14 protein-coding genes are annotated in these 11536 nt (G+C 67.9%); 13 read left to right on the plus strand and 1 reads right to left on the minus strand.

What is annotated here, in order from left to right; translation table 11 throughout:
• Positions 1-157: 157 nt before the first annotated feature.
• The 10 genes from secY (at position 158) to truA (ending at position 7572) form a co-directional block, all read left to right on the plus strand.
• Complete coding sequence (gene secY / locus ACZ5WC_RS05755; RefSeq protein WP_468539629.1) at positions 158-1471, plus strand: preprotein translocase subunit SecY; 1314 nt, start codon at positions 158-160, stop codon at positions 1469-1471.
• Positions 1471-2130 carry an adenylate kinase gene (locus ACZ5WC_RS05760; RefSeq protein ID WP_311121055.1) on the plus strand — a complete coding sequence of 220 codons (660 nt, stop codon included), beginning with the start codon at positions 1471-1473 and terminating at the stop codon, positions 2128-2130. The genes secY and ACZ5WC_RS05760 overlap by 1 nt, the downstream gene beginning before the upstream one ends.
• Before the next feature lie 137 nt (positions 2131-2267).
• Complete coding sequence (gene map, locus ACZ5WC_RS05765; RefSeq protein ID WP_096625066.1) at positions 2268-3104, plus strand: type I methionyl aminopeptidase; 837 nt, start codon at positions 2268-2270, stop codon at positions 3102-3104.
• Between the two features lie 191 nt (positions 3105-3295).
• Positions 3296-3517, plus strand: a complete 222-nt coding sequence (gene infA, locus ACZ5WC_RS05770; RefSeq protein ID WP_003956442.1) for a translation initiation factor IF-1 — start codon at positions 3296-3298, stop codon at positions 3515-3517.
• Positions 3518-3576: 59 nt separating this feature from the next.
• Complete coding sequence (gene rpmJ, locus ACZ5WC_RS05775; RefSeq protein ID WP_003956441.1) at positions 3577-3690, plus strand: 50S ribosomal protein L36; 114 nt, start codon at positions 3577-3579, stop codon at positions 3688-3690.
• A 196-nt stretch (positions 3691-3886) separates the two neighbouring features.
• Complete coding sequence (gene rpsM, locus ACZ5WC_RS05780; protein WP_003966938.1) at positions 3887-4267, plus strand: 30S ribosomal protein S13; 381 nt, start codon at positions 3887-3889, stop codon at positions 4265-4267.
• A 104-nt stretch (positions 4268-4371) separates the two neighbouring features.
• A complete protein-coding gene (gene rpsK / locus ACZ5WC_RS05785) occupies positions 4372-4776 on the plus strand; it encodes a 30S ribosomal protein S11 (protein ID WP_003956432.1) in 405 nt (134 codons plus the stop codon).
• A gap of 137 nt (positions 4777-4913) precedes the next feature.
• Entirely contained in the window at positions 4914-5936 is a 1023-nt protein-coding gene (locus tag ACZ5WC_RS05790; RefSeq protein ID WP_003966937.1) for a DNA-directed RNA polymerase subunit alpha, read from the plus strand.
• Between the two features lie 189 nt (positions 5937-6125).
• A complete protein-coding gene (rplQ, locus tag ACZ5WC_RS05795; RefSeq protein WP_030578028.1) occupies positions 6126-6629 on the plus strand; it encodes a 50S ribosomal protein L17 in 504 nt (167 codons plus the stop codon).
• Between the two features lie 88 nt (positions 6630-6717).
• On the plus strand, positions 6718-7572 hold the full coding sequence (gene truA / locus ACZ5WC_RS05800) for a tRNA pseudouridine(38-40) synthase TruA (RefSeq protein WP_468539630.1): 855 nt from the start codon (positions 6718-6720) through the stop codon (positions 7570-7572).
• Positions 7573-7642: 70 nt separating this feature from the next.
• On the opposite strand, the gene ACZ5WC_RS05805 is transcribed toward truA, so the two are convergent.
• The gene (locus ACZ5WC_RS05805; protein ID WP_468539631.1) at positions 7643-8494 is read right to left on the minus strand and encodes a hypothetical protein; all 852 of its coding nucleotides are present in this window, start codon (positions 8492-8494) and stop codon (positions 7643-7645) included.
• Positions 8495-8560: 66 nt separating this feature from the next.
• Between ACZ5WC_RS05805 and ACZ5WC_RS05810 the strand changes: the two genes are divergently transcribed.
• The 3 genes from ACZ5WC_RS05810 to rpsI all read left to right on the plus strand — a co-directional run bounded on the left by ACZ5WC_RS05810 (position 8561) and on the right by rpsI (position 11437).
• On the plus strand, positions 8561-10180 hold the full coding sequence (locus tag ACZ5WC_RS05810; RefSeq protein ID WP_468539632.1) for an ABC-F family ATP-binding cassette domain-containing protein: 1620 nt from the start codon (positions 8561-8563) through the stop codon (positions 10178-10180).
• Positions 10181-10412: 232 nt separating this feature from the next.
• Positions 10413-10856, plus strand: a complete 444-nt coding sequence (rplM, locus tag ACZ5WC_RS05815; protein ID WP_096625076.1) for a 50S ribosomal protein L13 — start codon at positions 10413-10415, stop codon at positions 10854-10856.
• Between the two features lie 44 nt (positions 10857-10900).
• Positions 10901-11437: a 30S ribosomal protein S9 gene (rpsI, locus tag ACZ5WC_RS05820; protein ID WP_398863346.1), complete on the plus strand. Its 537-nt coding sequence runs from the start codon at positions 10901-10903 to the stop codon at positions 11435-11437.
• Positions 11438-11536 lie beyond the last annotated feature (99 nt).

An 11536-nucleotide genomic window follows, 5' to 3' on the forward strand; every position in this document is an offset into this window, starting at 1 on the left:
CAGCGCGTGTTTCCTGCTCAGCGCTGGGCCGGGTAGGGTGGCGCCGTTAATCTTTTGTGGCCTCCTTACGATGTAGGGCTGCCTTGTATCCGATCCCGTCCAGTCCCATCCAGACCCGTCGCCTCTGACGCATAGCGCGGGGGTCGCAGGAGGCACCGTGTTCACCGCGTTCGCCCGAGCGTTCAAGACGCCCGACCTGCGCAAGAAGCTGCTCTTCACGCTCGGCATCATCGTGATCTACCGGCTCGGGGCACACATCCCGTCTCCCGGGGTCGACTACGCGAAGGTGCAGCAATGCATCGACCAGGCCGACTCGGGTGGCCTCCTCGGTCTGATGCAGATGTTCAGCGGTGGCGCCCTGTTGCAGATCACCATCTTCGCGCTCGGCATCATGCCGTACATCACGGCCAGCATCATTCTCCAGCTGCTGACCGTCGTGATCCCGCGCCTGGAAGCCCTCAAGAAGGAGGGGCAGTCCGGCACGGCGAAGATCACGCAGTACACGCGTTACCTGACGGTGGCTCTGGCCGTCCTCCAGGGCACCGGCCTCGTCGCCACCGCCCGGAGCGGGGCGCTGTTCCAGAACTGCTCCGTGGCCAACCAGATCGTCGCGGACAAGTCGGTCTTCACCACGATCATCATGGTCCTGACGATGACCGCCGGCACGGCCGCCGTGATGTGGCTCGGCGAGCTCATCACCGACCGCGGCATCGGCAACGGCATGTCGATCCTGATGTTCATCTCGATCGCCGCCACGTTCCCCGGCGCCCTGTGGGCCATCAAGGAGAGCGGCAAGCTGGCCGACGGCTGGATCGAGTTCGGCACCGTCATCCTCATCGGCTTCGTGATGGTCGGCCTCGTCGTCTTCGTCGAGCAGGCCCAGCGCCGCATCCCGGTGCAGTACGCGAAGCGCATGATCGGACGCCGGTCCTACGGCGGTACGTCCACGTACATCCCGCTGAAGGTGAACCAGGCGGGTGTGATTCCCGTCATCTTCGCCTCGTCGCTGCTCTACATCCCGGCGCTGATCGTCCAGTTCTCCAACTCCCAGGCGGGCTGGGCGACCTGGATCCAGGACAACTTCGTGACGGGTGACCACCCGTATTACATCGCGACGTACTTCGTACTCATCGTGTTCTTCGCCTTCTTCTACGTGGCCATCTCGTTCAACCCCGACGAGGTCGCCGACAACATGAAGAAGTATGGTGGCTTCATCCCGGGTATCCGGGCAGGTCGACCTACTGCCGAGTATCTGAGCTATGTGCTCAACAGGATCACTTGGCCGGGCTCGCTGTACCTGGGCCTGATCGCTCTGGTGCCGACGATGGCGTTGGCAGGCTTCGGCGGTGCGAACCAGAACTTCCCGTTCGGCGGGACGAGCATCCTCATCATCGTGGGTGTGGGTCTGGAAACCGTGAAGCAGATCGAGAGTCAGCTCCAGCAGCGCAATTACGAAGGGTTCCTCCGCTGATGCGAATCGTCCTCGTCGGGCCTCCGGGTGCCGGCAAGGGAACGCAGGCTGCGTACCTTGCCGAGAACCTGTCGATTCCGCACATCTCCACGGGCGACCTCTTCCGCGCCAACATCAGCCAGGGCACCGACCTTGGCAAGCAGGCCCGTGCCTACATGGACGCGGGCCAGCTGGTGCCGGACGAGGTCACCATCGGGATGGCCAAGGACCGCATGTCCCAGCCCGACGCCGTGAACGGCTTCCTGCTGGACGGCTTCCCGCGGAACGTGGGCCAGGCCGAAGCCCTTGACGTGATGCTCAAGGACGAGGGCGTGAAGCTCGACGCGGTCCTCGACCTGGAGGTCCCCGAGGATGAGGTCGTGAAGCGGATCGCGGGCCGCCGCATCTGCCGCAACGACAGCGCGCACGTCTTCCACGCGACGTACAACAAGCCGAAGACCGAGGGTGTCTGTGACACCTGCGGCGGCGAGCTGTACCAGCGGGACGACGACAGCGAGGAGACGGTCCGGACCCGGCTGGAGGTCTACCACTCGCAGACCGAGCCGATCATCGACTACTACCGGGCCCAGGGCCTGGTGGTGACCATCTCCGCGCTCGGCAAGGTCACCGAGGTGACCGCCCGCGCGATGGAGGCGCTGAACAAGCCCTCCGAGGGCTGAGCGCCCCCCGTACCACCCGCTGTGCAAGCCGGCCGCGGCGCCTCAGGGCGCCGCGGCCGACTGCTTGCGCCCGTATCGTTGAATACGCCGCAGCCCCAGCCGTACCCGTCACCGTCGATGCAGAGAGGCGCCGAGCAATGGTGCAGATCAAGACCCCCGAGCAGATCGCGAAGATGCGTGAGGCGGGCCTGGTGGTCGCTGCCATTCACGCCGCCACCCGTGAGGCGGCCGTGCCCGGGGCCACCACCAAGGACCTGGACCAGGTGGCCCGCAAGGTGATCGCCGACCACGGAGCGAAGTCGAACTTCCTCGGGTACGGCGGGTTCCCCGCGACCATCTGCACCTCGGTCAACGAGGTCGTCGTCCACGGCATCCCGGACGAGAAGACGGTCCTCAAGGACGGCGACATCATCTCGATCGACGCCGGGGCCATCGTGGACGGCTGGCACGGCGATGCCGCGTACACCGCCTTCGTGGGCACCGGTCACGCTCCGGAGCTGGTCGAGCTCTCCCGGGTGACCGAGGAGTCGATGTGGGCCGGGATCGCCGCGATGAAGGCGAACAACCGCCTCGTCGACATCTCCAGGGCGATCGAGACCTACATCCGCCGCCAGCCCCGCCCGGCGACCGGGAAGTACGGGATCATCGAGGACTTCGGCGGCCACGGCATCGGCACCGAGATGCACATGGACCCGCACCTGCTGAACTACGTCTCCCGCAAGCGCGGCAAGGGCATCAAGCTGGTCCCGGGCGTCTGCCTGGCGATCGAGCCCATGGTCTCGCTCGGTACGGCGCAGACGGAGACCCTGGGCGACGACTGGACGGTCATCACGACGGACGGGACCTGGTCCTCGCACTGGGAGCACTCCATCGCGCTGACCGAGCAGGGGCCGCTGGTCCTGACCGCCCCGGACTGCGGCAGGGCGAAGCTCGCGGAGTACGGAATCGAGGCGGCTCCGGACCCCCTGGGCTGACCGCGCCCCACTGCGCCGATGCGACCCATCCAGCAGGTCTAAGGATCATTCCAGCTGGGCAAACTTGACGGATTCGTCTTTTGGAGTCCGCTGACGTAGACTGACTCGTCGGCTCTGGTGCATCCGTGTGTCCGCAGTTAGGGCAAGGGATCGCGAGAGTCGATCAAGGTAGCCGATTCGAAAGGCGAAGCGTGGCCAAGAAGCAAGGTGCCATCGAGATTGAGGGCACCGTGATCGAGTCCCTCCCGAACGCAATGTTCAAGGTGGAGCTCCAGAACGGTCACAAGGTCCTGGCGCACATCAGCGGCAAGATGCGGATGCACTACATCCGTATTCTCCCGGATGACCGGGTCGTGGTGGAGCTCTCTCCGTACGACCTGACGCGTGGCCGGATCGTCTACCGCTACAAGTAGATCTTGCCGGCACCCCGTTTCGGCGGGTGATGGCACTGACCCGGAGAACCTGACATCCCATGAAGGTCAAGCCGAGCGTCAAGAAGATCTGCGACAAGTGCAAGGTGATCCGCCGTCACGGTCGGGTCATGGTCATCTGCGACAACCTGCGCCACAAGCAGCGCCAGGGCTGACGCACGACCGCCTGCATCTCGCAGTTCTTCGCGCGACGCACGTAATACGTACATACGCAGAGCCCGTCCAAGCCACGGCTGACGACACCTCCGGCGGGGGCCGGGGACCCGGACGTACCACCGTTCCTCAAGAGGGCGGTCGGCGGTCGGGAGTGGCACTGCGGAAGACCCCCGATCTAACAACTGGAGCCATTGAATGGCACGCGTTTCAGGTGTTGACATCCCGCGCGAAAAGCGCGTGGAGGTTGCCCTCACCTACGTCTTCGGCATCGGGCGCACCCGGTCCAAGGAGATCCTCGCCAGCACCGGCGTGAACCCGAACACCCGCGTTCGCGACCTGGCCGAGGAAGACCTCGTCAAGATCCGCGAGCACGTGGACGCCAACCTCCGCACCGAGGGTGACCTCCGCCGCGAGGTCCAGGCGAACATCCGCCGCAAGGTCGAGATCGGCTGCTACCAGGGCATTCGCCACCGTCGTGGTCTGCCCGTCCACGGTCAGCGCACCAGCACGAACGCGCGTACCCGCAAGGGCCCGCGTCGCGCCATCGCCGGTAAGAAGAAGCCGGGCAAGAAGTAGTCCTCAGCGGACGCACTGCGTAATCCGGTTCGCCGGACCACCGCAGCAACCAGCGGTCTTCGCTGTAGGACCGATCACCTCCCCTCTCCATCTGGAGTCAAGACATGCCCCCCAAGGGTCGTCAGGGCGCAGCCAAGAAGGTGCGTCGCAAGGAAAAGAAGAACGTCGCTCACGGCCACGCGCACATCAAGAGCACGTTCAACAACACCATCGTCTCGATCACGGACCCCTCGGGCAACGTGATCTCCTGGGCCTCCGCCGGCCACGTCGGCTTCAAGGGCTCGCGCAAGTCCACCCCCTTCGCCGCGCAGATGGCCGCCGAGTCGGCCGCCCGCCGCGCGCAGGAGCACGGCATGCGCAAGGTCGACGTCTTCGTCAAGGGTCCCGGCTCCGGCCGTGAGACCGCGATCCGCTCGCTCCAGGCCACCGGCCTGGAGGTCGGTTCGATCCAGGACGTCACCCCGACGCCGCACAACGGCTGCCGTCCGCCGAAGCGTCGCCGCGTCTGATCCGCGACGGCCGGTGACGGCCGTGCGTCAGTAGCGCCGGGTCCGGGCGGTGCGCCTCATAGGGGGCGCACCGCCCGTACCCTTGTTACATCTGTCGGGCATCAAATAGTGGGTGCCCACGACTGAAGGATCACCACATGCTTATCGCTCAGCGTCCGTCGCTGACCGAAGAGGTCGTCGACGAGTTCCGCTCCCGGTTCGTGATCGAGCCGCTGGAGCCGGGCTTCGGTTACACCCTCGGCAACTCCCTCCGCCGTACGCTCCTCTCCTCGATCCCCGGTGCCGCTGTCACCAGCATCCGGATCGACGGTGTCCTGCACGAGTTCACCACCGTGCCGGGCGTCAAGGAGGACGTCACCGACCTCATCCTCAACATCAAGCAGCTGGTCGTCTCCTCGGAGCACGACGAGCCGGTCGTGATGTACCTGCGCAAGCAGGGCCCGGGTCTGGTCACCGCCGCCGACATCGCGCCCCCGGCCGGTGTCGAGGTGCACAACCCCGACCTCGTTCTCGCCACGCTCAACGGCAAGGGCAAGCTGGAGATGGAGCTGACCGTCGAGCGCGGTCGCGGCTACGTCTCCGCCGTCCAGAACAAGCAGGTCGGCCAGGAGATCGGCCGGATTCCGGTCGACTCCATCTACTCGCCGGTGCTCAAGGTCACGTACAAGGTCGAGGCGACCCGTGTCGAGCAGCGTACCGACTTCGACAAGCTGATCGTCGACGTCGAGACCAAGCAGGCCATGCGTCCCCGTGACGCCATGGCGTCGGCCGGTAAGACCCTGGTCGAGCTGTTCGGTCTGGCGCGCGAGCTCAACATCGACGCCGAGGGCATCGACATGGGCCCGTCCCCGACGGACGCCGCGCTCGCCGCCGATCTGGCTCTGCCGATCGAGGAGCTGGAGCTCACGGTCCGTTCGTACAACTGCCTCAAGCGCGAGGGCATCCACTCCGTGGGTGAGCTCGTGGCCCGTTCCGAGGCGGACCTGCTCGACATCCGCAACTTCGGTGCGAAGTCGATCGACGAGGTCAAGGCGAAGCTGGCCGGTATGGGCCTCGCGCTGAAGGACTCGCCTCCCGGCTTCGACCCGACCGCCGCCGCCGACGCCTTCGGCGCCGACGACGACGCGGACGCCGGTTTCGTGGAGACCGAGCAGTACTGATCGCCTCCCGGCTGGGGGCGCCCGGTTTTTGAGGGTGCCTCCGGGCCGGGGCTGAGGCTTCGTCCTCAATCGCCGGGCGGGCTCGAAACACCGAGCCCGCCGGCGCGTACGACTTCCGGGAGGCGTCCGCCTCACGGGAACTGACACCGGTACCTGATACGGCCGGTGCAGCACACAAGGAGAATCACCATGCCGCGTCCCGCAAAGGGTGCCCGTCTGGGCGGCAGCGCCGCGCACGAGCGTCTGCTCCTCGCCAACCTGGCGAAGTCGCTGTTCGAGCACGGCCGCATCACGACGACCGAGGCCAAGGCCCGCCGCCTGCGTCCGGTTGCCGAGCGCCTCGTCACCAAGGCGAAGAAGGGCGACATCCACAACCGTCGCCTGGTGCTCCAGACGATCACGGACAAGAGCGTCGTCCACACGCTCTTCACCGAGATCGCTCCCCGGTACGAGAACCGCCCCGGTGGTTACACCCGTATCACCAAGATCGGCAACCGTCGTGGCGACAACGCTCCGATGGCGGTCATCGAGCTGGTCGAGGCGCTGACCGTGGCCCAGCAGGCCACCGGTGAGGCCGAGGCCGCCACGAAGCGCGCGGTCAAGGAAGACGCCCTCAAGAAGGACGAGGCCCCCGCGGCCGAGTCCGTTGAGGACGCCAAGCCGGCCGACGACGCGGAGTCGAAGGACGCCTGAGCCCTGGCGACCACGGGACGGGCCCGCATCACCCTTCGGGGCGGTGCGGGCCCGTTCTGCTGACCAGGGGAGTTGAGAGGATGACGCGGTGAGTGACGAGGCGGAGCCCGGTTTCGTACGGGTGCGGCTGGACCTGTCCTACGACGGCAAGGACTTCTCCGGCTGGGCGAAGCAGACCGGCCGGCGCACGGTGCAGGGGGAGATCGAGGATGCGCTGCGGACCGTGACCCGCTCCGCCGTGACGTACGACCTGACGGTGGCGGGCCGCACGGACGCCGGGGTGCACGCGCGCGGCCAGGTGGCCCACGTGGACCTGCCGGAGGAGGTGTGGGCCGAGCACGAGGAGAAGCTGCTGCGGCGGCTGGCGGGGCGGCTGCCCCGGGACGTACGGATCTGGCGGGCGGCCCCGGCCTCGGCAGGGTTCAACGCCCGCTTCTCCGCGCTCTGGCGGCGTTACGCCTACCGGGTCGGCGACCGGCCCGGCGGGGTCGATCCGCTGCTCCGGGGCCATGTGCTGTGGCACGAGCGGCCGTTGGACGTGGACGCGATGAACGAGGCGGCCGCGCCGATGGTGGGGGAGCACGACTTCGCGGCGTACTGCAAGAAGCGCGAGGGGGCGACCACCATCCGTACGCTCCAGAAGTTCAGCTGGGTACGGGAGGAGGCTTCCGGGGTCCTGACCGCGACCGTGCAGGCGGACGCGTTCTGCCACAACATGGTGCGGGCGCTGATCGGGGCGGCGCTGTTCGTGGGCGACGGGCGGCGTCCGGCCCACTGGCCCGCCGAGGTGCTCGCGGCGAAGGTGCGCGACCCCGGGGTGCACGTGGTGCGGCCGCACGGGCTGACGCTGGAGGAAGTGGCGTACCCGGCGGACGATTTGCTGGCGGCCCGGGCCGAAGAGGCGCGGAACGTGCGGACGTTGCCGGGGGCGGGGTGCTGCTGAGCGGCTGCTGCTGAGCGGTGAACTCCCGGGCGCGGGCCCGGGAGTCGGCGTTCTTCCGCGGGCGGGGCGGTCAGCCGTTGGGGTCCGCGGCCGCCTGGGAGGCCTGGAGCTGGCCCCGGCGGTGGATCTGGCGGAAGGTGAAGTCCGTGAGGTCGTCGCCGACCGCGAACACGTTCTTGTCCGCGGTGGTGACCCGCTTGCCGTCGAGGAAGCCGCCGACGGTGAAGTAGGCGTACCGGCCGTAGGAGTTGGTGGTGCGCCGGCAGACCGTGCCGCCCCGGCAGAAGGTGTCGATGCCTCCGCCGCTGAGCGAGGCGAGGCCGCCCTCGGCCTGGTCGACGGTCTTCTTCGCGCGGGCCTCCGTGTCGAAGACGGCGATGCCGACGGTGACGGCCACCCCGTCCTTGCGGTAGGTGGCGCGGATGAGCTGCCGGCAGCCGTTGTTCGTGAGGATCGCGCCGAGGGCGCCCTGGGTGCCCGACGCGCAGTTCGTGGTGCGGTTCGTCGCGCCCTTGAGGTGGACGCGGTCGCCCATGGTGAGCTTCTTGCCGGGGAAGAAGCCCTCGACGGTGATCGGCGCCTTGTCCTTGGCGGCGCTGGATATGTAGTCCTTGGGGTCCGGCGGGGGCGGCGGTGCGACCGAGGAGAAGGAGGGCGCGGGCGCCGAGGTGTCCTCGGGGAGCTCGGCGGGGGCGGGCAGTTGGCTCGCGCTCCTGTCGGAGTCGCCCTTGCCGCCGCCGTTCGTGGTGACGACGGCCGTCGTCACGATCGCGCCGATCGCCACGGTGGCGACCACGCCGCCGCCGATCATCATCAGTTTCCTGCGGCGGGAGCGCGCCGCGGACTCCTCCGCCAGCGCCGCCCAGTCCGGAGTCCCGCCGCCCCCGGGCCCCCAGGAGGCCCCCCCTTGCCCAAAGCTCATGCGCGCAGTTTAGGGCTTGGATAATCCGGTTGGGCCAGGGCTTCGCCGACCGTGACAATGCTCGGTATGGGACATCTCGAAGCGGGCCACCTGGAGTACTACCTACCGGACGGGCGGGTGCTGCTCGGCGACGCCTCGTTCCGGGTGGCCGACGGAGCCGTCGTCGCCCTCGTCGGGGCGAACGGGGCGGGCAAGACGACGCTGCTGCGGCTGCTGGCGGGGGAGCTCCAGCCGCACGGCGGCACGGTCTCGGTGAGCGGCGGGCTGGGTGTGATGCCGCAGTTCGTGGGCTCGGTGCGGGACGAGCGGACCGTACGGGACCTCCTGGTCTCCGTCTCCCAGCCACGCATCCGGGAGGCGGCGAAGGCGGTCGACGCGGCCGAGGAGAAGATCCTCACCGTCGACGACGAGGCCGCGCAGATGGCGTACGCGCAGGCGCTCAGCGACTGGGCCGAGGCGCGCGGCTACGAGGCCGAGACCGTCTGGGACATGTGCACCATGGCCGCGCTGGGCGTGCCGTACGAGAAGGCGCAGTGGCGCGAGGTGCGTACGCTCAGCGGCGGTGAGCAGAAGCGGCTGGTGCTGGAGGCGCTGCTGCGCGGGCCCGACGAGGTGCTGCTGCTCGACGAGCCGGACAACTATCTGGACGTGCCGGGCAAGCGGTGGCTGGAGGAGAAGCTGAAGGAGACCCGTAAGACGGTCCTCTTCGTCTCCCACGACCGGGAGCTGCTCTCCCGGGCCGCCGAGAAGATCGTCAGCGTCGAGCCGAGCGCGGCGGGCAGCGACGTATGGGTGCACGGTGGCGGCTTCGCCACCTACCACCAGGCGCGCAAGGAGCGGTTCGCGCGGTTCGAGGAGCTGCTGCGGCGCTGGCAGGAGGAGCACGCCCGGCTGAAGGCGCTCGTCCTGCGGATGCGGCAGCAGGCGGCGAACAGCCCCGACATGGCCAACCGCTACCACGCGATGCAGACCCGCTTCAAGAAGTTCGAGGAGGCGGGCCCGCCGCCCGAGCCGCCGCGCGAGCAGGACATCAGGATGCGGCTGCGCGGCGGGCGGACCGGGGTGCGGGCGGTGACCTGCGAGGGCCTGGAGCTGACCGGCCTGATGAAGCCGTTCGACCTGGAGATCTACTACGGGGAGCGGGTCGCGGTCCTCGGCTCCAACGGGTCGGGCAAGTCGCACTTCCTGCGGCTGCTGGCGGGGGAGCCGGTGGCGCACACGGGGGAGTGGAAGCTCGGGGCGCGGGTCGTGCCGGGCCACTTCGCCCAGACGCACGCGCACCCGGAGCTGCTGGGCAAGACGCTGGTGGAGATCCTCTGGTCGGAGCATGCCAAGGACCGGGGCGGGGCGATGGGGGTGCTGCGCCGGTACGAGCTGGAGCGGCAGGGCGACCAGGCCTTCGAGCGGCTGTCCGGCGGGCAGCAGGCGCGGTTCCAGATCCTGCTCCTGGAGCTGGCGGGCACCACCGCGCTGCTCCTGGACGAGCCGACGGACAACCTGGACCTGGAGTCGGCGGAGGCGTTGCAGGACGGCCTGGAGGTGTACGACGGCACGGTGATGGCCGTCACGCACGACCGGTGGTTCGCGAAGTCCTTCGACCGGTATCTGGTCTTCGGCTCGGACGGGGTGGTCCGGGAGACGGCGGAGCCGGTGTGGGACGAGCGGAGGGTGCAGCGGGCGCGGTGACCTCGGCGGTCGGCGCGTTTTGACCCATCCGGGGCGGGGCGGGTAGTGTCGACGATTGTTATACGTGTTGGCTGCGTCGCTCTCATGCGAGGCCATTGCGTAGGTTCTCTGGAGCAGTTACCAGTGGCTCGCATACGGGCAGTGTTCCCGGCATTGTGTGCCCCAGCTGCATGATCGCTTCAGAGGTGTCGTGTGTATGGACCCCATCCACTGAAGAAGCGAAGGCTACGAAGTGCGTACGTACAGCCCCAAGCCCGGCGATGTCACTCGCCAGTGGCACATCATTGACGCTCAGGACATCGTCCTGGGCCGTCTGGCCACCACGGCCGCGAACCTCCTCCGAGGCAAGCACAAGGCGATCTACGCCCCCCACATGGACATGGGCGACTTCGTCATCATCATCAACGCCGAGAAGGTTCACCTCTCCGGCAACAAGAAGACCCAGAAGATGGCGTACCGCCACTCGGGCTTCCCGGGCGGTCTCCGTTCGGTGCGCTACGACGAGCTCCTCTCGAAGAACCCCGAGAAGGCCGTCGAGAAGGCCATCAAGGGCATGATCCCCAAGAACAGCCTGGGCCGTCAGATGCTCTCGAAGCTCAAGGTCTACGCGGGCGACCAGCACCCGCACGCTGCTCAGCAGCCGGTCCCGTTCGAGATCACCCAGGTCGCGCAGTAGTTCCGGCCACCCCCTAAGACATACAGAAAGATCTGAGGAGAATCGTGGCCGAGACCACTGTTGAGACGACCACCGGCGACACGGTGGGCACCGAGGGCGAAGAGACCTTCGCCGAGGTGACCACCTTCGAGTCGGAGGTTCCCGTCGAGGGCGAGTACACCAGCGAGTCCCTCGCGGGCCGCTTCGGTGACCCGCAGCCCGCGGCCGGCCTGGGCCGCCGCAAGAACGCCATCGCCCGCGTCCGGATCGTTCCGGGCACCGGCAAGTGGAAGATCAACGGTCGCACCCTTGAGGACTACTTCCCCAACAAGGTGCACCAGCAGGAAGTCAACGAGCCCTTCAAGGTGCTTGAGCTCGACGGCCGCTACGACGTCATCGCCCGCATCTCGGGTGGCGGCGTCTCCGGTCAGGCCGGTGCCCTGCGCCTCGGCGTGGCCCGCGCGCTGAACGAGGCGGACGTGGACAACAACCGCGCCACGCTGAAGAAGGCCGGCTTCCTCTCCCGCGACGACCGTGCGGTCGAGCGCAAGAAGGCCGGTCTCAAGAAGGCCCGTAAGGCCCCGCAGTACAGCAAGCGCTAAACATCGCGCCTGCTCGACTGTCACGTTCGCCCCGGCGGCACACTCCGTGCTGCTGGGGCGTTCGTTTATCGGCCCTTGCGGGCGTATAACGGCATGAGA

The organism is Streptomyces sp. NPDC033165, assembly GCF_055577965.1.